This window comes from Burkholderia sp. Ac-20349, assembly GCF_017104865.1.
Lineage (GTDB): Bacteria > Pseudomonadota > Gammaproteobacteria > Burkholderiales > Burkholderiaceae > Burkholderia > Burkholderia aenigmatica.
Genome location: NZ_JAAGPM010000014.1, coordinates 20,487 through 41,785 on the forward strand (window position 1 = coordinate 20,487; position 21,299 = coordinate 41,785).

Consider the following 21,299-nt stretch of genomic DNA (forward strand, 5'->3'; position numbering starts at 1 on the left):
CATGCGCCACCCCGCTCGGCCATCCGAAATCGGCCGCGCATCCGCTCTACGAGCTGTTGCTTGAATTTGGTCGAGAACCTTGCTCCGTTTGCACGGAGCACGCCCCCTGAGAATCCTGCCTGCCTCACTGGTCAAACCCCCGAATTGTTACCTCAACGCGCGGCTGTTCGCCGTACCTCTTCCAGCCCGCATCACCGACCACTTGGCTGTCATCCACGTACACGACGCCGTTCATGGCGTCGAAAACTGCCTTCTTCAGATTGTCCAAATCCGGTTTACTTGTTGGCCACAGTTGACCTGACAAGGCGCGCTCCTTTTTGGCCTTCGGCCACGACGCCGGGACAGGCATCACGCAGTTGATACGAGCGAAAACCGGCCCCGTGAGAACCGGCCTTCCGAGCATGGCGCGCAGCGCAGCCGTGCGAACCGAGAGCTCGTAATCCATTGTTTTCTTTGGGGTGTAGGCGTGAGCGACGACTTTTCCCTTCACCCGGCGCGTCGTCACCCGAGCGCGAGCCTTAGGAGTCGGCACAAGCAGCGCCCGGAATTTGACGATCGCTACTCCTCCCGACGCCTTGACAAGTCCCCAATTTGTCAAATTTTGGCTCAAGGGTGATTACCCATTAGGTATAATTTCCTTCGTCGGCTCAGGACGGCTCAAGCACTGAAGGGTTGCACAGGCCATGCAGAGTGATCTTGCCGCCCGACGCATCGATGATCTTTGCAGCCATCTCAATTGACGGGCGTTTGCGCGTCTCGTAGATGAGCTGGCGGAGATAGGAGAGTTTGGTGCCCGCGTCAGTGGCCAGCTTGGTAAGGCCGTCCGTGCCGTGGACAAAGTAGTATTCGTATAGGGTCATGCGCGGCATTTTACCTGCAAGGTTAATTTTTGCAACACTCAAGGCAAGTGCATGCGTATTGTTGGGGGATTAGGTGAATTTGTGCACCTAACAAGGCAACTAGAACAAAAGCGGCAAAGTCCGATTGAGGAAGGAACTGGGAAATGATCAGAATTAAGCAGGTGCGGCTCGACAACTTTCTGCTTTTGGCGGCCGACTACCCAAAGATTGCTGACTTCTGCAGAGTCATACAGATCCAGCCGAGCTACTACAGCCAGGTCAAACGCGGCACCAAGGTAATCGGCGACGACCTCGCCGCTCGTATCGAGACAGCTCTCGAGTTACCGCAGGGGTGGATGGATACCCCGCACAACCGGAGCGAAGAACAATCGAGGACACTTCCCTCAGACGTGATCGGCGTCGCGTACGCGATGGCATCCCTTCCCGAAGGCATCCGCGAGCGAATAAAGAGCCTGGTCTACGAGATGGCATCAGAATTCACAAAGATCGAGTCCGACCGCGCGGCAACACGGGCGCCCGTGCCACGCCGGCGTCGCGAAGAAGAGGACGGCAGCAAATAGGGGCCCACTGCATCCAACCAGAGGTTCTCCGAACGGAGTGTTTTATGAGCCGGGTTCTCAAAGAGTGCTGGGCATGCTGGAAGCGCGAGGACGGCCGCCGCTACGCCGCCACAGTTCAGCGCGATCTTTTCGGAGGATGGTCGATCATCGCCACGTGGGGATCCGAGGATAACTGGCACATCGGCGGCCAGGCAGTCCACCCCCTCAACAGCCCCGAAGACGCGCGAGTCTTTATGAGCGCCCTTCATCGCGTGAGGAAGGCGCACGGATATCAGCTCGTGTCCCAAGCCTGATGGCCGCCTAGGGCACTCCGGCTCACGCCAGCACGGCAACGCAAAGTAAAATAAACCTGACGGGTAAATATAACTTGCCCTCATAGGTAAAGTTCAGCATAATCCTGTTCACCGGGCTCACACAAGGTACGGCCCGCCAACAGGAGAACTGCTATGGAAGTTGTCGCAAAGCCCTTTGAGGTCTTGAGCGGCGCTGTTGAATACAGCCGTCGCGAGCGTGCGAAGAACCTTACGGTCGTTCACGCAGACCCCCTTCACCGCCCCCTCGTCCGTAGCAAGTCAACGTTCGTGCCGACCGATGCGCACAAGCGCATGTACGAGATTCTCGGCACCAATTGGGTCGGGCACCCCGACTACCAGCCGAACCCGCGCCACAGCTTCAACCCGGATATCTACGTCCCGGCACGCGAACAATTCCTGAACCTCATCGTCCATCGCGCGCGAGCCGATCGCGAGCGCAACCCGGCGTTCCACCGCGCAGCGGCCATCCGCGCTGTCATCTAACTCGCATCGGAGACTTTACCTATGGGCGCAAGTGAACTTACCCAATTCGCGCAGTCGAGCGCGATCGCTGCTTTCAACATTCCGCAGGACGAGCTGATCGAGACGCTCGAAGGAAGCCTCTACCCCGGCGCTTCGCACAACAGCATCAAACTCGCGCTCGGCTACTGCAAGGCGTCGAATCTCGACCCGATGATGAAGCCCGTTCACATCGTTCCGATTTGGGACAAGAACGCGAAACGCATGCGGGATACGGTCATGCCGGGTATTGGCCTGTATCGCACGAACGCAGCGCGCACCGGCGCATACGCGGGTATGACCGAAGTCGAATACGGCCCACTCATGACCGAAGAGTTGGGCGGCGTTCGCGTCGTCTATCCCGAGTGGGCGAAGGTGACGGTCGAGAAGCTCATGCCCAACGGCACCGTCGCGCGCTTCACGGCCACGGAATACTGGATCGAGAACTACGCGGTCGCCGGCAAGGACACGGCCGCTCCGAACAATATGTGGCGCAAACGACCGCGCGCACAACTCGGCAAGTGCGTGGAAGCCCAAGCGCTTCGCAAGGCATTCCCCGAGAGCGTCGGTGCGCAGCCGACCGCCGAGGAAATGGAAGGCCGCCACACCGAGATCGACATGGGGGCCGCCGAACAGCCTGAGCAGACCGGGCAGCAGCAAGCGGCGCACGGCATCAAGCGCAAGTCGGATGGCGCGGCTGCCGAGCAGAAGCCGGCCGACGTTGCGAGCGATGTGGTGGACGGCAAGACAGGCGAAATCATTTCGCCGGCTGCACAGCAGACCGGTGCATCGACCGGCGAGGCCGCCGCGCAGCAACAGACCAAGCAAAGCAATCCGCCGCCGGCTGAGCCGGTCGATGATGCTGGTCGCGCGAGCCCTCCCGCGTCAAGCGGCCTCATCAACACCGTGAAGGCAAAGGTGAAAGCCGCCGGCCTGAGCGACGAGGAAGCGCTCAAGGCGCATCGCCTGCAATCGTTCGATGGAATCTCGACGGCGACTGCGAACAAGGTCATCGCATGGGCCAAGGCGAACAAGGAATGATCGCGATGCGATTCGATGAGGCGACGCACACCTACTGGCTTGGCCAGCAAAAGGTACCCGGCGTCACCTCAATCCTCGCGCCCCTTGTTGACTTCTCGTTCATCAAGCAAGAGGTCTTGGCACGCAAGGCGGCGCTCGGCCATGCCGTGCACTTCGCGTGCGAGTTGCTGGATCAGGACGATCTGGACTGGTCTGGAATCTCCGCAGAAGCGCTTCCGTACATCGAAGCATACGCGCAGTTCAAGGTCGATACGCGTTTTGTGCCGCATGCGATCGAGCGTCGTGTGCTGCATACGACACACGTCTACGCCGGCACGCTCGACAGGACGGGGCTCATCTACGACGACCCTGCCCTACTCGACTTGAAGTGCGTTGCACAGCTAAGTCCGGCGACCGGCGTGCAGACAGCGGCCTATAAAGCCGCGCTCGAATGCGAAGGCGATGCATTCGAGCATCCAATGCCGAAAAAGCGATATGCGCTGCAGCTCAAGCCGACTGGAAAGTACCAGCTGAAGGAGTACCGGGAACCGACCGACTGGCCGACCTTCCTGGCACTGAAAACGATCATGGCGTGGAATCAACGAAACGGAGTGGAAGAGAAATGACGAACATCAACAGCGACGAGATGCAGGCAGTCACCCAAGTTGAGGCGAAGCCGTTCACCGGCAAGACCATCACCGTCAACCTGCCCGACGAGGAAAAGCTCGCCAAGCAGGTGTCGGACGCGAAGGACATGGCGCAGAGCTACACGATCGACAGCGTGGACGTGCTTGCACTCGCGAACGATGACCTGAAGGAAATCGCCGGCGCCACGAAAGACATGGACGAGCTGCGCACATCGTTCGTGAAGCCGCTGAACGATGAGGTCAAGTTCATCAACGACACGTTCCGACCGCACATCGAAGGCCTGAAGGAAGCGCGCGCGATCCTCGAACCGAAGATCCTCCAGTTCCAGCGGGCGGAAGCCGCACGCGTCGCCGAGGACCAGCGCAAGGCCAACGAGGCGGCCGCAGCCGAGCGCCGCAAGCTCGAAGAGCAGGCAAAGGCCGCTCAGCAGACCGGCGATGCGGAGACGGCATCCGCGCTCGCCGTCGCGGCCGAAGTCATGGTTGCGCCCGTCGTGCAATCGAGCATCCCGACAAAAGGCACCGGCACGTCGTCGCGCAGCAGCTGGAGTGCGGAAGTCACGAACATGCTCGAGCTCGTCAAGCACGTCGCCGAGCATCCGGAGCACATCAACCTTCTGTCCGTCAACACGACCGCGCTGAATGGTCTGGCGCGATCGCTGAAGAGCGCCCTGCAGATTCCGGGCGTCAAGCCGGTCGAGAAGAAGAGCCTCGCCGTTCGCACCTGATTCAACACGCGCGGCGCACTGACACTGCGCCGCAATTTTTAGAGGACGTATGGCATCCGTCAACAAAGTGATCCTGGTCGGCAATCTCGGCGCCGATCCTGAAGTCCGTTACCTGCCGAGCGGCGACGCGGTTGCAAGCATCCGTCTCGCAACAACCGACCGCTACAAGGACAAGGCGAGCGGCGACTTCAAGGAAGTGACCGAATGGCACCGTGTCTCGTTCTTCGGCCGGCTCGCTGAAATCGTCGCCGAGTACCTGAAGAAAGGCTCGTCAGTGTTCATCGAGGGCCGCATTCGCACGCGCAAGTGGCAGGGCCAGGACGGCCAGGATCGTTACTCGACCGAAATCGTCGCTGATCAAATGCAGATGCTCGGCGTCCGCGGGGGATCGAGTGGCGGCGAACCGCACCAACCGCACGGGAATGGCCGCGTAGCAAGCAACCGGCCGGCGGGATCGCAGGGCAACAGCCACCCGTCGTCAGGCAGAGGCTTCGATCAGTATGACGACGACATTCCGTTCTAGCCGTAAGTAGTCCGTATCTTTTAATCACCCAATCTGAAGGAGAACTTCCGTGGCACGTGCAGCAAGCAAGAAAACCCGCTTCCCGATCAACTCCACGAAGGCAGCATACGAGGCCGGCTTTCTGACGGCGCTCCAGCAGTGCCAACAAATCCTGGTGCGCGGCGCACGCTCGTTCGGTGAAGCGATCGACGCGTATGCACAGATCGAGCGCGAAGTGTCGGCAAAGGCGCAGGAATCCATCAAGGCGGACGTGACCGGCCAAGGCGCGAACCTCGAGGGTGCAGATCTGCGCATCGAGAACACGCCGAAAGGACTCTTCATCGACCTGGTTCCCGTTCAGGTTCCGCAGCAAGGTCAGGCAAGCAGGGAAGGCGCAGCGCCGAGCACGCCGGCGGTCAAGCGCACGCCCGCAAAGAAGGTCGGCGCCACTGTCACGCCGCTGAACCGCGCAAGCCGCCGCGCGGCAGCGAAGCAGTAACGGAGAGCGGTTCGAGTGTATCGCTCAGAGCGGTATCTGGCTCTCGTGCGCAAGCTGCCTTGCGCGCAGTGCGGTCGAAAGCCGGTGCAGGCGGCCCACTCGAACCTGCTGATCCACGGAAAGGGGAAGTCGATCAAGGCAAGCGATGCGGCGACGTTTCCCCTTTGCGACGACTGCCATCGAGAATTCGACCAGGGCGGCGTCGAAAGTGAAGAAGCCGAGGCGTTGACCCACCAATGGATCGCGCAGACACACATTCAGCTCGTAGAGACCGGGCTTCTAAAGTTTTGAGGACAGTATGCGTGAGATTCAACACATCGAAGCGGATTTGAAGGCTGCCTTCGCTATTCAAGACCCTCTTATCGCGACCTTCAATGCGCGCGTGAAAACGCTTTCGAGCGGCGAATACGACACCCTCAAGGCTCGTGTTGACGAGGCTCGCAAAAACGTGCAGCGGCTCCTCAAGGAGCGAAATCGCACCCGTGCTGCGCTGCGTGCAGCTTCCACACCTGACGAGATCCAAGCGGCGATCGATTTGCTCAAGCGCGGCGGGTTCACTGTTGTGGACGGGCGCGCAGAATAAATGCGCGCCGAAGAAGCGCGGGCCGACATTTGATCGATAGGGCCGGCCGATGCCGGCCCTCAGCAGAGTAGCAACATGCCAGTCAGCAAAAAACGCACGAAGGGGAAGACCCCCACCACGCAACAGCGCATCGCAAAGCACGTCCGGCGGCAGGAGCAGCGGCGCAATACCCTTCCCTTCTCGCACCCCCTCAACGCCAAGATGGCTGACAAAGTGTTCGGCCCGATTGAGGCGATCGTGCGATCGATCGAGGAAACGGGTGACATTCATGTCCATCAGGGAACGCCCGTGTTTTTTCACGAGCAAGACAGCATGTGGTACCCGATCGTGCCGACGCTCCATCAGATGTGCACCACCTTCGAGATTGCTGCCGAGCGCGAGCACGTGGAACCTCAAACGGCCGCGATGCGGCGTCTGCTGAACAAGCTCAACTACGACATGCCAACCGAGAAGCGCGACACGACCGCCGCACTGCAGTCAATCGCATGGATGCGCGAGCTCACGGACACACTGACCCCGGAAAAGATGTCGAGCTTCATGCGGACCACGCAGATCAAAGCTGAGTTCGACGCGCGCCAGGTGACTCAATGAAGCGGTACGGATGCTACAACCTTCCAGCGGCTCGCGAGACGATCGTGGCGCAAGATGGATGGGTCGAGGTTGACGTTTCGACCCACAATGGACTCATCCAGACGCGCGTGCCGCGCATGGTTGAGCTCCCTGATCCGATGAGCCGGGGCTGCGCATATCAGCGCGACACGCCGAACGATCCAGCCTGCTCGGGATGCGACAGCAAGGTAAATCACACCAGCTAAAATTTACCTATCAGATTTACTTTTTACCCTCCCCACCCTAAAATCACTCCCCGAACCCGGTACGGTTTCCCGTGCCGGTAAACCAGAATCGCGCCTAATGCGCGGGGGATGATAGATGAGTGACAAATTCCAATGCACGCCAACCGACGAATTGCTGCGGGCAAAAGACGCACGTATCGCCGAGCTCGAGGCACAGCTCACGCAGCGCACGATCGAGCTGCAGCGCGCACAGACGTGCACGGGCCTGATGGCTTGGCAGAAACTGGCGCACGCGCAATGCGCCATCATCGACGGCTTCGCCGAAGCTCTGTTGCCGACGTTCGAGCTCATCGCGAATGATGTGGATCGGTTTGGCGCGCATCGCGGCACGCCCGTCGCGCCGATCATCAACGAGTTCTTCTTGAGGGCTTACGGCCCTCAATCCGAGAAGCAGCCGGCAGCCAGCGAGGCGCCCAAGGAAGAGGGTGACGGCCGCGAACTGTTCCACTTCACGCACATCGCCAAGGTGATCACCGAAGCCGGCACATCAGTGAAGGTCGCGACGACCGACGACGGCGCCGCCTTCTCGATCAATGTGACCAGCACCGGCAGCGCCGGGAAGCGCAACACGCAGTCAATCGGCCTCCGGGCCAACACTCTGTATGCGATTGTCTCGCTTGCAGCTGCACTGACGAACAGAAGCATCGTCGTCGTGCCGAGCCAACTGCCGCCAGCTTCGATGCAGTGAGCGTCGCCCGCGATCAACTGCGGGCCTTCTCTATCCCCCCTCCCCTCACTCCAGCAATGACCAATCTGATCCAGCGATTCGAAGCCAACACGGCCGGTCGCGACTTTGTCGTGGGCGATATCCACGGCCACTTTGCCGCGCTCGGCGAGGCGCTGTCGCAGCTCGACTTCAACCCACACACCGATCGCCTGTTCAGTGTCGGCGACTTGGTGGATCGTGGCCCCGATTCCGCCGAGGCGTTGACCTGGCTCGCAAAGCCCTGGTTCCACGCCGTGCGCGGCAATCACGAAGAGATGGCGATCGGGTTCTACCGCGATCTCATTCCGACCGACAGGTATTTGGCCAGCGGCGGTGCATGGTTCGTCGCCATGACCAGGGCCGAGCGTCAGCCGTTCGCCGACGCGTTCGATGCCCTGCCCTATGCGATCGAGATCCAAACCCCGAAAGGGACCGTGGGCGTCGTGCATGCCGAGTGCCCGTTTGTCAGCTGGACGGATATCGAACCAGCACTGAACAGCGAGCACTCTGCGTCGTTCAAGACGATGATGACGTGGAATCGTGATCGCTACGAATCGGCGGAGACGCGCGACGTGCAAGGCATCTATGCAGTGTTTGTCGGGCACACCCCAGTAAAAGAGCCAGTCAGCCTGGGCAACGTGTTCTATATCGACACGGGCGCGTACCTCGCAAGCGGCGCACTCACAATCGTTGATCTGGCCACGCTCGAATCGTAGCATCTCAGCGAGGCGCACCGCGCGCCTCACCGGCACCCATCGCGCTACGCTGTATATACGCCAACATATACGTATATACAGCCGTATATACCGGAACCGGATCGAGTTGCCTTGTGCTGTTCCTTGGGGTACGATGACGATTCATTAACCTGAGGGGTGGATCGTGGGCGTCTACACGTTTGGCGCAGAGAAGGGTGGCGTCGGGAAATCGACGTTGACCGAGAACATGGCCGCAGTCCGGGCGACGGTGGGGTTTCGTGTTGCTATCGCAGACTTTGACAATCAAGGCACGTGCAGCAAGTGGATATCGCGTAGAGACGAAGACCCGACGCTGCCTAAGATCGTTGTGCGGCGCTTGCCGGTGGAGAAACGCGCGGACGTAAGAGAATTCGGCAAGCTGATCCAGGAGCTCGCCGACAACTACGACGATGTGTTCATCGACGTTGGGGGCGCTGATACGGCCGTTTTCCGCGCCGCGCTCGCCGTCTCGGACAAGATTGTCGTGCCGCTGACGCCTTCGCCGGATGACCTCGACACCGTTCCAGACCTGGCCGACGTGGTGCGCGGGTACCAGAAGAAGCTCGATATCCGCGTCGTGCTCAACATGGCGTCGGGGCAGCCGATCATGTTGCGGGATATGAAGTCGGGCATGCTCGCGTTTTCTGACGTGCTGCCGCTGATGCCCAGGACAATCGGCACACGAGTCGCGTTCAAATACGCGAAGGTCGCAGGGAAGGGCGTCGGCGAGCTGAGCCGCAAAGACGGGTTTGACGCGGAAGCCGCAAACGAAATCAAAGACCTCTATTTGGGAGTATTCGGAAAATGAGCAAAGGAATGGGTGTCCCGCGAGGGAAGGACGTGTTCGGCGACCTCGAGCGCAATTCGGGCGTGATCGATGCTGCGCCGCCAGCCGCCCTGCCAGAAGCTCAGGTAGAGGTTCAGACCGGTCTTCCGGCCGGCGTCGAGGCAGAGCAGGGCGCCGGCCCCGGCGTGCCTTCAGTTCGAATTCATCCGGTGACGCAGCTCAAGCTGCCGGTGAAAGAGGCGACGCAGACCATGAGCCTGAAAGTGCCGAAGAGCCTGTACGACGACATGCGCGACTTCGCCAAGCTGACGGATATTCCAATGTCGCATGTGCTGGTGGAAGGGGCGCGTGCGGAACTGGCGCGGTTGAAGAAGCGCTACGGCATCTGATGCCCTCCCTTCCTGCAAAGCCGGTTTTCGTCTTTTGGGGGATCGCCAATGCTGGCGGGGCTTGAATCGATAGTGAGCACTCACTGGGGGGCATGTCTTTCGTCTTTTGGGGGATCGTTGATCGGCTGCGGAGTTTCGTCTTTTGGGGGATCGCCTCAGGGCAGCATGATGCGGTTTGCGTGCTGAATTCGTCTTTTGGGGGACATTCCGGGGAAGGATTAAGAAGGATTAAAAGACAGTTAACGCTTGTGGATAGTGATCGTAAGCCGTTGATTTTGAATGTTTATTTCTCCTCCCCCGTCCCTATAAAGACGAATAGCTGTCCCTAAAATGACGAATGGTCGTCCCCGAAATGACGAACCATTCCCCCAAAGGACGAAAATAGTCCCCTAAAAGACGAAGGCCGTAGTCCCCAAAGAGACGAATCCACGATCCCCGAAATGACGAACTTGGCCGTCCCCCAAAAGACGAATGTTGCCCCCGAAAAGACGAATCGCCCGTGGTATCGTCCCACGAGCACTGGAGAGCTATACCGATGAACCAGATCGTCGCGAAAGTCAATGAGATGCGGGGAAGGGCGGCCGCGCGAAAGCAATCGCCGGCGAAGCCGCAGCAGCAGCTTGGCTTTTGGTCGGAGCGCGTACGCGGTTTACCAAATGCGCTGGCGCGCAGCGCTCTTTTCACGGCATCCGGCAAGACCGAGCTGCGCGCGCAGTACACGCGCCACGAGGTCGTATCGGTGAAGGGCATTACCGTCTACTACACCGGGGAAGAGCTCAGGCAGGATGACCAGGACGTGTTTCTGCAGGCCGTCCACTTGACGCGGTTGTTCCCGCTCGGCAACCAGATCGAAGTGAGTGGGCATGCGCTGCTGACGGCATTAGGGTGGGGGCGGTCGAAACCGAACTACGAGCGGTTGAAACGGACGATAGCGCGTCTCGTGGAGGGTACGATATGGGTATCGTTCGATGACGGGCGAACCGGCTATACGGGGCGCCTAATCGACAAGCTTAAGTGGCGTGACGATTCAGAGACGGGCGAGCGCGTACGGTGGAAGCTGTTCCTCGACCAAGATATCGTCGCGCTGTTCGGTGAGAATATGTTCAGCTTGATCGATTGGGAGCAACGACTCTCATTGAGCTCGCTGGCGAAGTGGCTGCACTCGTTCTATTTCACGCACCGCGAACCGGTCGCCTACAAGGTCGAGACGATCCACAAGCTCTGTGGTAGTAAGGCGAAGCACTTGGCGAAGTTCCGTTACAAGCTGAGAGAGTCGCTTGATGAGCTCGTGGCAATCGGCTTCTTTTCTGAGGCGCGGATCGACCCTCACACCGACGCAGTTATCGTGACGCGCACCGCGCGCGCCGCACTGCCGGAATGATTCGTCTTTTTGGGGATCATCATGGGAACCACATACGACAAGGACATCGTCGCTTGGTCCGCTGAGCAGGCCGCACTGCTGCGCGCCGGCCGGCTGTCCGAACTCGACATTGAGCACATCGCAGAGGAAATCGAGGACGTGGGCAAATCCGAACAGCGCGAGCTCGCGAGCCGTATGGTCGTTCTGCTGGCGCACCTTCTCAAGTGGGTGCATCAGCCGGGTTTGCGCAGCGCGAGCTGGCAGGTGACGATCAAGACGCAGCGCACCGCCATCGCGCGCCGGCTGAGCAAGACGCCAAGCCTGCGCCCGCTGCTGGCGGATCCGGAAGAGATTGATGATTGGTGGGGCGATGCTCGCGTGGCAGCGAGTCACGAAACCGGGCTCGATATTCTGACGTTTCCCGAGGCGTGCCCGTGGACGATGGCCCAGGCTATCGAAGAGACGTTCTGGCCGGACTGAAAATATGACATACGTCAGCGAGCCGATCGACGGTTGGGTGATCGCGATGAATGATGAAGTCGGCAAGCGTGCGGCGCCTGGCGCGATGTTCCGGTTCGGGCGCCTGCCGCTCAGCGGCAGCAATCGCCCCGTCGTGGAGACGTGTCAGCCGGGTTTTTCAGCTGGCACACAGTACTTCATGCCTTTCGAGAGCGAGGCCCAGGTGCGCGAGTTCCTGCTCGACCTGGGGTTCACCGAGCGCGCGCGCGTGACTGACCAGGCGACGCCGCGCTGGACCCCTGCCGGCGAATAGTCCAATGACCGATTCTCGGAAAATCACTGTCGAGTTTGACCCGGAATATCTGCGCGCGAGCATGAGCTTATGGCGCGAGTCCACCGATCTGCAGATTCCGATGATGGATGAGTTCAAGATCCACTTCATGCAGAACCGGCGGCCGATCCTGCTCGGCTTCGTCAAGACCGGGAAGGCTTGGGAGGCCATGCTGCGCGCAATGACCGCAACCGCCGGCGCCAGTGAGCTGCAGCAACTGCGCGATGAAGTCGATGGCTTCATCGCATGGGCCGAGGCTGGGCTGCATGCACTCAATGTCCTCGCTGGAGAACGTTGATTCGAACTGTCGCGTTTTTTCGGCGATAGATAGAATTATGTCAAATTGGTTGTGCGCACAACAAAAGGCCCGCATCTCGCGGGCCTTGTTGTTAGTGGCCGCTGCTCGCCGGCGACATGATCCCCTTGCCGCGTAGCGCCTCAGTGACTTGAATGCGCCAGTCGTGCGCGGCGCTGATATCGCTCAGCACATACGCGAAGATGCCGGTGGCGAGCACGGCAATGCAGCTGATCGCCCACCAGGCGCCCTTGCCGCGATTCACCCACGCATCGACGCGCTCCTTCGTGCTGACGGCGGCCTTGTCCATCTCGCTCATCGTATGGCGCAGCTCGGCCAGCTCCTTGTGCAGCATCGCGGCCGTCTCGGTGCGGCTCTCGTCGCGCGTTCTGCGAAACTCGTCGCGCACCTCGTCAATGCGCGCGTGCACACGCCCCATCGCGGTCGGGATCTGCTCGAGCGACGATGCGTATCGCTGCTCGAGATCGGAGAGGCGCCGCTCGAAGCCGTTGTAGCGCTCCGTCAAAACCGGGATCGCCAAAATGGCCGGCCGCATTTCGGCCATCCACTCGTGAATCTGTTGGAGCTGGACAGCGACGACGGCCGCATCGGACGAAGGAATTCGGTTTTCGGGCGGCATAGCGTCCTCGGGTTTGATATCACCCAGACCATACCGTCACGAATCAGGAGGCGGCCGGTGCTTTGGGCCAGTTGATTTTCGTCGGAAATCCCTTCTGTTGCGGCACGTCGCGAAGTGCACGGCGATACTTCAGCCATGCCTTATACGTGGTTGCGTCGATGGATGTTTGGCCACCCATCTCCAGCTCGTCGCGGTATTGAGTCACGATTTTGTCGCTGCCCGACAAGAGAGTATCTCGTTCCCGTCGAGCATTGGCCTCTACCTGTACCAAGTCGATGGCAGCCTGTGCCGAGAATGACTTACCGTCGTGGAACCAGCCCGGTTCAACGTTGTCTTCGCATTTAATCAGGCTGGACACGAAGTCTGCGTGGAACCGGTCAGAGATGCCCACGAGCACTCCGTCGAAGTCTGCAAACTCCGGGTGAACCTCCATCACCCGGCCGTTTGCCACATTTGCGTATTTAGTCATGCATACCTTCATTAAGAGGTGGTAGCGGCTGCGCCGTACTCATAGACAACGACGATGCCGGCAGCACCTGCGCCACCGGGAGCGCCTACTGCATTGGGAGAGTTGGAAGAGCCGCCACCGCCAGCACCAGGCGCAGAAGCGGCAGCCCCTGAAACGCCTATGGCCACGTAGTTGCCGGCGCCCCCCCACGGGCCAGCGCCGCCACCGCCACCGATAACGCCGGGTGCGGAGTCAGCAAGAGCCAAAGTGCCGGGGTTTCCTCGGCTTTGCAGGAAAATACCCGTGCCAGATGGGGCGCTCGCGATGCCAGTCCCTGCTGGGGTGAAAGGCACGACAGACGGGCCGCCAGAAGTACCGCCAGGGCCGCCTGGGCAGGTGCAAATCGAGCCAAATGAAGTAGACCCACCCGCCACTCCGTATGAGGCAGAAGAAGTAGACTGGCTAGTGCCACCCGCACCGCCCGCGCCGATGGTCACCGATTGTGAGACGGGGTTCGGGTAGTTCACGGCCGCGTACGCTCCCGAGCTGCCGCCGCTACCCGTGCCGTAGTAGCTCGAGTTTCCGGTTGTTGCCGGGCCCGCAGCGCCTCCGCCTCCGCCGCCCACCATCTCGATAACGGCCCGAGTTGTCCCCGGAGTAGGCGTGTACGTGCCCGACGCGGTGAAAACCTGAACGTTGAGTAAACGCCCGTATACCCGGTTTTGGACAAACGAAGAGGTCACCAGCTTGTTGCTGCTGTCGCCGTTTGCCGGGGTCGAAGCAGTGGCAATGCCATTTACTTGCAGCAGCGAGGAACCGTCGTCGCCGGTCGTACCCATAAGGATCCGGCCAGCCGTGTTCACCGTGATTTGCTGGTTGTTACCCCCGCCGAGAACAAGGGGGCCAACCGCAACCATCGACAAGCCGACCGTGCTACCGATGTTGTTCGGGGTGACCGTACCCGCCGCAGAGCCGTTGTAGTTGTAGTAGCTGTACCACCCACCACTGCTGAGGTTGCCAACGTAGCACGCATGAGCGCCGCTTTGGTTGGCAACAAACACGTCACCGGCACTCGCGTTGCCGACCGTAGTGCCGTTGGCCGTCGAGCCAGCACTAAGGATAGTGCCCGATACTTTTGCGTTTCCTTGGACCTGCAGCGAATTGATGCCGTCATCGCTGCTGGAGTTGATCAACACCCGGCCGCCAGTCGGCATCAGCGACATAGCCCCCAGCGTCGCGCCGGAACCTCGGGCGATCTGCAGTGCTGCGTATGCGCTCGAATATGCATCATTGACGGTGCGCACCACATAAGCACCGTTAGAGTCATGCATGACCTCCCACGTCTTTTGGTCGGTAGCAGCCCCTTCTCGCTTGAACAGCATCGACGTTTGGCCCGAACCGCTGCCGTTCGACGCGATAAGAGCGCCAACACCGTTTGTCCCTCTGACGCTTCCGGCCACTTGGAGCAAGTCCGCGCCGTTGTCCGAAACCGTGCCGATCAGAATGCGGCCCGACGCTGTGACGCGCATATGCTCCGCGTTTCCGGACACCAGACCGATATAGCCCGACGCACCCACCGAGCCAATATATGCATTGCCTTGGCCGTACAGGTAGTACTGGTTTGCGTCGCAGTTGATGTATGCCTTGGACGACGTTTGACCGAAGTACGAAACGCCGTAGAAATAAGTGTTGCCAGCCACCTGCAGCAAGCTGGAGCCATCATCAGACGTGGTGCCGATCAGAACACGGCCACCATACGGGGCCATGGCGATGACTTTCTTGGTCGTGTTTGCGCCGTTGAACGACTCAATCACAGTGCCGCCCGACCACGCGGTGGTTGAAATAGAGGCGGTTGTGTCGTTGTTCGGGTAGTAGATAGAGAGGGCGTTCCCCAACCGCGCCGACCCGTTAACCTGCAGCAGATCCGTGTTGTTGTCTGTAGTCGTGCCAATCAAGAGCCGACCAGCAGCACTGACGCGGGCGCGCTCGACGGTTGCAGTCCGAAAGATAAGCGAGCCAGCGCCTGCCGTGGAGCTCCCGTAGAACGAGATCGCAGGGCCGTTTGTGTTGTTGAACCCTACGCTGCCTGCATCGCCTGCAAACTGGCCGTTGATCAGATAGTTAGATGCGCGCACGCTGCCCGGCACTTGCAGCATGTTGCTGCCATCATCCGTTGTCCCCCCGAGCAGAACGTTGCCCGTTCCGGGGATTTGCAGCTTATTCACGCCAAGCAGCTGGAACGCGAAGCCAATACTGCCGCCGGAAACAGCCGTGTTGCTGCCGTCCGTCGTGGAGTTAAAAACGAGGGGAACCGCGCTATTCGCGTAGGAATACGACGTAAAGTTGTTGTTACCACCCGCAGCGACCATCGCCAATTTCTGGTTAGGTGCTCCGTTCTTAGAAACGGACATGCTCGACAAAATCTGAGCCGTCGTTACGCCGTCATCGGGTGCCCCAACGCCGAGCAGCATTCGGCCGCCGTACGTGAGGCGCATCACGTTGGCCGTGTTCGCGTCGCTCACCGCGTCATTCGCTTGGCTGTTGATGTAAAAGTCGAGGTATTCGGTGCCCCACGTGCCGCCGTTGAAACCGGCCCGCAGCGAAGCAACGAGGCGCGCGCCAGTATCCGAGCTGCTGCCGAACGTGCCCCACATGCGGAGCTTGCTTTCGCGGCCAAGACTATCGCTGGTCGGCAACAGGTTGAGCTGCGCACTGGTCGAGCCGGTTGCGTACATGACCGACAGCGGCCCCTGCATGGTGCCGCCGGTCAGCGGCACGTAGCCGAGCGAGTAGACGTTCTGCCCGTCCGTGATGACTTCCTGAGAGCTGCCCTGAGGAAGCACCAGCTGTGCGCCACCCGTTGCCGTGCTCAAAATCGTTACCGTGTACGGGCCAGTGGTCGAGTTTTTCATCGTCCACAGCGACGCCGACGCTGGCACAAACAGCCCGATATTACCGGTCAGCGCTCCAACGATTTCGATGTACGCGTAGCCCGCCTGCGTCGCGCTGAGCCACACGTTCGAGTTGCCGGCGACGTTCAGCGCATAGCGCCCTTTCGACGTGATCTGCACGAAGGCCGTGGTCGAAATCTGCGTGCTGTTATCGCCCACGTTCGGCGCCGCCGTCGTCGGCGTGCCGGTGAGTGCCGGCGACAGCTTCGGCGCGAGCGTCGGCAGCGTCGCATTGATCGTATCGGTCTGACTCTTCAGGTAGGCCGTACGGTTCGCCAGGTTGGTAGCAGCCAGATTCGCGATGCCACCCGCCCCGCCGACCACTGCATCGGACGTGCCGATGAGATAGACGCCGGAATCGTAATTGACGGTTTCAACGATGTTTGCCATTTAGCCGCCTCAGAACGTGATGATCCACGAGCCCGACACCGTGATGTCGTTCTGCTTCACGAGTGGCGCGAGACGAACCTTGCGCGCAAACAGGTTGGTGTTGCCAGAAACCAGCCCGAACTCCTGAATCGTGTAACCGTTCGCGTCGTTCACGCCGAGCGAGAAGTTGAACTGAATCTGGTTGTCGGCCGGATAGGCGATCGAATCGAAAGCCTTGTAGAAAGGGTTCGTCAGTGCGGTATCGGTGAGCTGCGGGTTCGCACCATTCGATCCGTAGCCCATCTGCGTGACTGCGTACGCGGCCACGCCCGAGATGGCTTGCGCCTGAATCTTTTTCGACTTGGTAACGACAAGATTCGGCTCGTCCATCCGTTCGATGAGCGAGCCGTTTCGGTAAATGTCGAGAATAAAGTGCCCGGTCGGGCGATCGCGTACTTCGTCGCGGATTAGCATGCATGGACTCCAAAGAGCGTCCATGCGATGCTCACGTCACGACCAGGCGCGTGGATTAGCCGGAAAGCGATTCATTGAATGCACTACCAGAGCTGTAAGTGATGCTGCCATCGAACTTGCGGAGGCCGTTGTAGAGCGTTGCCTGTGTCCAGTGGATCGACGCCGATTCGGTCGGGTCGCCGATTGCGGGCTCAGTGATTGGCACGCCGACGTTCATGGCGATGATCGATCCGCTGTCCGATGGGTCATTCGGCATCGAGTCGGCCAGCACACTACCGACGAGGGAGAACGAATTCAGGTGCATTCCCGCGTCGCGCAACGTCTCGATGCGGGCCTTCACCATGTCGGTGTAGGTGTTGATATCGTCACCGCCGAGAAGGTCATAGCCGGCCTGGACGTCGAACAGGCCGAGCACCTGAGGCGACATGGCGTTCGCGCTCTGGCTCGGCTCGGTGTATAGGTCTGTCACGGTCACTTTCTGGCCGAGCAGCTCAAAAAGCGCGGCCTCGATCGCGACGTTGTTACCGCGAGGACGAAGCACTTCCATAATGATGCGCGCAGCATACGCTGCGTCCAGCTCCCCCGATTGGCGCGGTACGTTGAAATAGCCGCCCCACTCGTCCACCCACTCATTGCTTGCCGTTTTGAGCGACATTTGCAAGAGCGCTTGCTGGATCTGCGTCGCGATCGCTGCCAGCTCGCGCGCCCACGGCTCCAGTAGTGCCCATAGGAGCGACGAATACGCCATGAGATGGTCGCCGTTCGATTGGGACTGGTCGCCCGTTGCGTCGAGCAAGACGAGCGCCGAGAGGTTCCACGAGCCGGATTCGGAGTAAGGCACGGTGACACCTGGCACCGCGACGAGCGCATTGATCAGCTGGCCGAGCGTGTACTGCGAAAGGTCGAACGAGAAGAGCTGTGTGACGCCACTCATGCCCGTCAGCGTGCCGTCCTGCACGGTCCAGGTGAACGGGCCATTGCCGTAATTGACGCGTAACGCAAGGTACGCCTTTGGGTCTTTATTGAAGGCCCGGTAGATCGAGCCGAGCAGCTTTTGCGTGAGCTTCATCGGTTATTGCGTGGTGAGGTTCATCGTACCCGGCATGATCTTTTGGCTCACACTCGCGGCGGTGTCGGCCGCCGGCGACGACAGCGCGAAGTTTGCGACGCCAGGCGTATCCATCGCGAGCTGGATGATCGTCGCGAAGAGCGCGGGCTGCCCGACCGATAGCCCGGTCAGGTAGTTCTGGATTGCAGTCTGAACGGATGCCTGCACACTCGAGGCAATATTGCCGGCCGCGACCGTGATGACGGCGGTCACATTCAGGTTCAGAACCGTCGCCGCGAAGATATCGACGCGCGCGCCGGCTGCTTTATAGCCTGGGACGGCCGTGCCGTCCGTCCGATAGTAGCCGTAGAGGATCTTGCTCGCCTGGGCGATCAAGGCAGCGGACGCCCCATTCACACCGTTGTGGATATATGCCTGGACGTAGCCGACCGGCTGCGTGTTGTCGGAGATCCACGGTTCGACTACGTTCGAGGCGATGACTTGCTCGGTAACGACGCCATTGGCGTCGGAGATAGTCGCGAGTGACAGCCCATACCGAACTGCGCCGACCGTGCCGCGCTGAAGAGACTCGATGAACGAGATGAAGCGGGCCTTCTGCTGCGCGTCGGTTTCAGCATCCGTGCCAGTCAAGAACTGTCCGGTATTGGCGGCCGAAACGAAGCCGGCCGGCTGCGGCTGCATCGAGAACGGGGTGCCAGGCGCGAGATTCCCGGCCGAGCCGGTCGAAGTGCACACCACGTACACGTCAGCGTACGTCTGCCCTGCCGGGATAACGGCATTCGATTGAGACGCGTACGTCAGCGAGAGCGCCGTGGGCGCGAAGATCGTACCGGCAACAATGGTCAAATCGGTCGCTTGCGCAGCGATCGTCACTCGCACGTTGCCGCTCGCCGGGACTGCAGCCAGCTTCGGGAAGTTGAACGAGCTGTAGATCGCGACTGGAATCGCTTCCCTCAGCCCGACGAACATTTGCTGGTACAACTCTTCGGCTTCGGCCGCGAATGCTTCCATCAGCGTGCGCGCGACGGCGCCGATGCGGAAGTCAGTGATCGCGGTCTGAACCGATTTGAGGTAGTTGACGCACGAGGCGGCAATCGAGGCGAAATCTTTTACCTGAAAGGCCATATCACAGGGAGACGTTGATGTTGGAAACGGCCTGAGAGCTGTTCAGCGGCGCTGACCCGGAAATGCTGAATCGGTCGCCCCTGACGACTACGGTCACTCCGGAAGCGCTCTGGACGCGATCGTCCTCGTTCAGTGAGGACGTGACGTAAAGCGCCGCGAGCTGCGCGGTCGTCGGGCCTGCACCGGTTCCGATAAGCCTGCGAATCCAGCAGCCGTACTCGGGGTGATTGACGAGCTCCTCCTTCACGACGGAAACACGAATGCCGAGCGCCTGATCCACGTTTGCGACACCGGAAACGGTTGCCAGATCGCCATTCGCCACATTCAGTTCGCCGTCGTTCAGAACGAGGTCGGTACCGAAAATGTCGTCACCGCTCGTGCTGCTTACTTGGCTGGTCGAGGATGGAACGAGAATCGTCGCGCCAGGCGCAACGACTTGCGGATCGGATGCGTAGCCTGGGTCGGCCGAGATATACGGCGGGTGCAGATTGTTGAACTGCGCCACATCGGGCCACCGGGACGCGTCACCAAGCTCGCGCAATGCGATGCGCTGAAGCGTGTCGGTCTGGAGTACCCGGATCTGCCGGAAGCCGGAAGGAATCGACTGAACAGTCATGCCGTCGTCACCGTGAGGCCGGTATTGATGTTCACGAGATGACCCATGATCATTTGCGTCGAGGGAGGGTTAAGCACCGGGTCGAACTGCTTGCAGGCATTGATCGAATTCGCGCACGCTGGCGTTGTAGAGAGCTGCGTGCTTGGTGATGCCGCCTGGATCGCTTCGAACGTGTTTACGTTCAGATAGGCCGAGAGCGGGCTGCCGCCGGCAGTCGATGAGCAGTTCGAAGAGCCGTAGACGCCCGAGTAGTCCTGCAGCGTTTTGCTTTGCGAGAAGCAGTTGCTGAACACGCAGAAGATGTTGGTGAACGCGCTGCGCACCTTCATGAACTGCGCTTTCACGTAGCTCGGGATACCCGTAATCATCGAGAACACGGAAAACACGCTCGACGCGGCGCGCGTGAGATCCTTGGCGATCGAGATGAGCCCATAGGTGAACGTGTTGATGACGTTCAGGCCGCCCGCGATGACGCTTTTCACTGCCGACGTGACAGCACAGACCGTATTGACGAAGCCCTTCACAGCCGACGTGATTCCGCCAAGCGCGGATGCGACGCCGCCGGCCAGGTTGTTCAGGAAGTCATAGGCGGTTTGCAGCGATGCTGCGAGAGAATCCAGCCCGAGCGCTTGCAGCGCACCGAACGTCGAGCCCAATCCTCCTGAACCCGAGACGTTCTGAGACAGGTACGTCAGAGAGATATGGAACTGCGCAAGCAATGGACGCCGCTTGTCGCGCTTCAGTACAAACTGATTCGGCGTGACGACCCAGGCGATGTTGTCCATCGAGTCGCAGAAAATCAGCTTGATATCGTCCGGATCCATCCCGAGCGTGACTTTCGCCGCGCGCGCGCCGTGATACGCGGAAAAGACGGCCTGGTGCAGCTTCTGGAACCGCGCCAGGCCATCGTCGCCGCTTTCATCTGGCCGCCAGCCAGTCGTGCCGGCCAGATCGAGCGTCGGGACGCCGGCACCGAACGAGTCCGCCCATCCGCCGTCGCCACCGAAGGTTTGATGCACCTGCGTGCGCGACGGCTTCACCACGGTCAGCTCTTCCGGCCGCACGTACATCGGGACGACGAGCAGGGGCTGGCTTCCCCTCGAAACGTCCTGAAGGGTGAAGCTGATAGGCCGAGAGTCGGCCTTCTGCGACGAAGGGGCACCGTTTGAGAAGCTCATGCCCCGATCGTCGCGTCACGACTGGCACGCTATCCAGCCGAGACGGATGGGCTTCCCCTGGTGATTTTTGCGCCGCAACCAGCGGTGTCGCCGATGCGCACGACCGCACGGCCGTTCACCATTACTGTCGAGGTCGATGAAAGCGTAGTGGTGCCGTGCCCACTGATCGGACACACATGAGTGTCACCCGCGCGAGCGGCGCCGATACCGTTCACCAGCACGTCGCCGGAAGCACTGGTAATCGTGCCGCCGTGATCGCTAGAGTCGCCGAGGCGAGCAATTGCATTTCCCAAATTTTCCTCA

Annotated in this window: 30 protein-coding genes; 19 read left to right on the forward strand and 11 right to left on the reverse strand. The window is 60.3% G+C overall.

Annotated features, from left to right (window positions below; translation table 11 throughout):
• Positions 1 to 124 precede the first annotated feature (124 nt).
• Both G3N61_RS07530 and G3N61_RS07535 read right to left on the reverse strand, forming a co-directional pair.
• Positions 125 to 610, reverse strand: coding sequence for a RusA family crossover junction endodeoxyribonuclease (locus G3N61_RS07530; protein ID WP_241017631.1), 486 nt, complete (start codon positions 608 to 610; stop codon positions 125 to 127).
• Positions 611 to 647: 37 nt separating this feature from the next.
• A complete protein-coding gene (locus G3N61_RS07535; protein ID WP_205822013.1) occupies positions 648 to 860 on the reverse strand; it encodes a hypothetical protein in 213 nt (70 codons plus the stop codon).
• A gap of 143 nt (positions 861 to 1,003) precedes the next feature.
• Here G3N61_RS07535 and G3N61_RS07540 point away from each other — a divergent pair, with 143 nt between their 5' ends.
• From G3N61_RS07540 to G3N61_RS07630, 19 genes are all read left to right on the forward strand, one after another.
• The gene (locus tag G3N61_RS07540; RefSeq protein WP_205822014.1) at positions 1,004 to 1,420 is read left to right on the forward strand and encodes a hypothetical protein; all 417 of its coding nucleotides are present in this window, start codon (positions 1,004 to 1,006) and stop codon (positions 1,418 to 1,420) included.
• 44 nt (positions 1,421 to 1,464) lie between these two features.
• Positions 1,465 to 1,713: a WGR domain-containing protein gene (locus tag G3N61_RS07545; protein ID WP_205822015.1), complete on the forward strand. Its 249-nt coding sequence runs from the start codon at positions 1,465 to 1,467 to the stop codon at positions 1,711 to 1,713.
• 153 nt (positions 1,714 to 1,866) lie between these two features.
• Positions 1,867 to 2,217 carry a hypothetical protein gene (locus G3N61_RS07550; RefSeq protein WP_205822016.1) on the forward strand — a complete coding sequence of 117 codons (351 nt, stop codon included), beginning with the start codon at positions 1,867 to 1,869 and terminating at the stop codon, positions 2,215 to 2,217.
• A gap of 21 nt (positions 2,218 to 2,238) precedes the next feature.
• Entirely contained in the window at positions 2,239 to 3,273 is a 1,035-nt protein-coding gene (gene bet / locus G3N61_RS07555) for a phage recombination protein Bet (RefSeq protein WP_205822017.1), read from the forward strand.
• On the forward strand, positions 3,249 to 3,878 hold the full coding sequence (locus tag G3N61_RS07560; RefSeq protein WP_205822018.1) for a hypothetical protein: 630 nt from the start codon (positions 3,249 to 3,251) through the stop codon (positions 3,876 to 3,878). Before bet ends, G3N61_RS07560 begins: the two co-directional genes overlap by 25 nt.
• Complete coding sequence (locus tag G3N61_RS07565) at positions 3,875 to 4,627, forward strand: hypothetical protein (protein ID WP_205822019.1); 753 nt, start codon at positions 3,875 to 3,877, stop codon at positions 4,625 to 4,627. Before G3N61_RS07560 ends, G3N61_RS07565 begins: the two co-directional genes overlap by 4 nt.
• Before the next feature lie 49 nt (positions 4,628 to 4,676).
• Positions 4,677 to 5,150, forward strand: a complete 474-nt coding sequence (locus G3N61_RS07570) for a single-stranded DNA-binding protein (protein WP_205822020.1) — start codon at positions 4,677 to 4,679, stop codon at positions 5,148 to 5,150.
• A 49-nt stretch (positions 5,151 to 5,199) separates the two neighbouring features.
• On the forward strand, positions 5,200 to 5,628 hold the full coding sequence (locus tag G3N61_RS07575; protein ID WP_205822021.1) for a hypothetical protein: 429 nt from the start codon (positions 5,200 to 5,202) through the stop codon (positions 5,626 to 5,628).
• A gap of 15 nt (positions 5,629 to 5,643) precedes the next feature.
• A complete protein-coding gene (locus G3N61_RS07580; RefSeq protein ID WP_205822022.1) occupies positions 5,644 to 5,919 on the forward strand; it encodes a DUF968 domain-containing protein in 276 nt (91 codons plus the stop codon).
• A 7-nt stretch (positions 5,920 to 5,926) separates the two neighbouring features.
• Positions 5,927 to 6,211, forward strand: a complete 285-nt coding sequence (locus G3N61_RS07585) for a hypothetical protein (protein WP_205822023.1) — start codon at positions 5,927 to 5,929, stop codon at positions 6,209 to 6,211.
• A 75-nt stretch (positions 6,212 to 6,286) separates the two neighbouring features.
• Entirely contained in the window at positions 6,287 to 6,802 is a 516-nt protein-coding gene (locus G3N61_RS07590; RefSeq protein ID WP_205822024.1) for a hypothetical protein, read from the forward strand.
• Positions 6,803 to 7,141: 339 nt separating this feature from the next.
• Entirely contained in the window at positions 7,142 to 7,753 is a 612-nt protein-coding gene (locus G3N61_RS07595) for a hypothetical protein (protein ID WP_205822025.1), read from the forward strand.
• Between the two features lie 56 nt (positions 7,754 to 7,809).
• A complete protein-coding gene (locus G3N61_RS07600) occupies positions 7,810 to 8,487 on the forward strand; it encodes a metallophosphoesterase (RefSeq protein WP_205822026.1) in 678 nt (225 codons plus the stop codon).
• Between the two features lie 163 nt (positions 8,488 to 8,650).
• A complete protein-coding gene (locus G3N61_RS07605; RefSeq protein WP_205822027.1) occupies positions 8,651 to 9,313 on the forward strand; it encodes a ParA family protein in 663 nt (220 codons plus the stop codon).
• A complete protein-coding gene (locus G3N61_RS07610; protein ID WP_205822028.1) occupies positions 9,310 to 9,681 on the forward strand; it encodes a hypothetical protein in 372 nt (123 codons plus the stop codon). Before G3N61_RS07605 ends, G3N61_RS07610 begins: the two co-directional genes overlap by 4 nt.
• Positions 9,682 to 10,216: 535 nt before the next feature.
• Positions 10,217 to 11,062, forward strand: coding sequence for a plasmid replication initiator TrfA (trfA, locus tag G3N61_RS07615; protein WP_205822029.1), 846 nt, complete (start codon positions 10,217 to 10,219; stop codon positions 11,060 to 11,062).
• A 21-nt stretch (positions 11,063 to 11,083) separates the two neighbouring features.
• A complete protein-coding gene (locus G3N61_RS07620) occupies positions 11,084 to 11,521 on the forward strand; it encodes a DUF29 domain-containing protein (RefSeq protein WP_205822030.1) in 438 nt (145 codons plus the stop codon).
• 4 nt (positions 11,522 to 11,525) lie between these two features.
• Entirely contained in the window at positions 11,526 to 11,813 is a 288-nt protein-coding gene (locus G3N61_RS07625) for a hypothetical protein (RefSeq protein ID WP_205822031.1), read from the forward strand.
• A gap of 4 nt (positions 11,814 to 11,817) precedes the next feature.
• Complete coding sequence (locus tag G3N61_RS07630) at positions 11,818 to 12,129, forward strand: hypothetical protein (protein ID WP_205822032.1); 312 nt, start codon at positions 11,818 to 11,820, stop codon at positions 12,127 to 12,129.
• A 91-nt stretch (positions 12,130 to 12,220) separates the two neighbouring features.
• On the opposite strand, the gene G3N61_RS07635 is transcribed toward G3N61_RS07630, so the two are convergent.
• Genes G3N61_RS07635 through G3N61_RS07675 form a run of 9 tightly spaced genes read right to left on the reverse strand, consistent with a single transcriptional unit; the run spans position 12,221 to position 21,289 of the window.
• The gene (locus G3N61_RS07635) at positions 12,221 to 12,766 is read right to left on the reverse strand and encodes a hypothetical protein (protein WP_205822033.1); all 546 of its coding nucleotides are present in this window, start codon (positions 12,764 to 12,766) and stop codon (positions 12,221 to 12,223) included.
• Between the two features lie 43 nt (positions 12,767 to 12,809).
• A complete protein-coding gene (locus tag G3N61_RS07640) occupies positions 12,810 to 13,235 on the reverse strand; it encodes a tail fiber assembly protein (protein WP_205822034.1) in 426 nt (141 codons plus the stop codon).
• An 11-nt stretch (positions 13,236 to 13,246) separates the two neighbouring features.
• Entirely contained in the window at positions 13,247 to 16,555 is a 3,309-nt protein-coding gene (locus G3N61_RS07645; RefSeq protein WP_205822035.1) for a hypothetical protein, read from the reverse strand.
• A 9-nt stretch (positions 16,556 to 16,564) separates the two neighbouring features.
• A complete protein-coding gene (locus G3N61_RS07650) occupies positions 16,565 to 17,008 on the reverse strand; it encodes a hypothetical protein (RefSeq protein WP_205822036.1) in 444 nt (147 codons plus the stop codon).
• Positions 17,009 to 17,063: 55 nt separating this feature from the next.
• The gene (locus G3N61_RS07655) at positions 17,064 to 18,077 is read right to left on the reverse strand and encodes a hypothetical protein (RefSeq protein WP_205822037.1); all 1,014 of its coding nucleotides are present in this window, start codon (positions 18,075 to 18,077) and stop codon (positions 17,064 to 17,066) included.
• Between the two features lie 3 nt (positions 18,078 to 18,080).
• On the reverse strand, positions 18,081 to 19,202 hold the full coding sequence (locus G3N61_RS07660) for a baseplate J/gp47 family protein (protein WP_205822038.1): 1,122 nt from the start codon (positions 19,200 to 19,202) through the stop codon (positions 18,081 to 18,083).
• A gap of 1 nt (position 19,203) precedes the next feature.
• Positions 19,204 to 19,818 carry a hypothetical protein gene (locus G3N61_RS07665; protein WP_205822039.1) on the reverse strand — a complete coding sequence of 205 codons (615 nt, stop codon included), beginning with the start codon at positions 19,816 to 19,818 and terminating at the stop codon, positions 19,204 to 19,206.
• Complete coding sequence (locus G3N61_RS07670; RefSeq protein WP_205822040.1) at positions 19,815 to 20,996, reverse strand: hypothetical protein; 1,182 nt, start codon at positions 20,994 to 20,996, stop codon at positions 19,815 to 19,817. Before G3N61_RS07670 ends, G3N61_RS07665 begins: the two co-directional genes overlap by 4 nt.
• A gap of 29 nt (positions 20,997 to 21,025) precedes the next feature.
• Positions 21,026 to 21,289, reverse strand: a complete 264-nt coding sequence (locus tag G3N61_RS07675) for a PAAR domain-containing protein (protein ID WP_205822041.1) — start codon at positions 21,287 to 21,289, stop codon at positions 21,026 to 21,028.
• Positions 21,290 to 21,299: the final 10 nt, after the last annotated feature.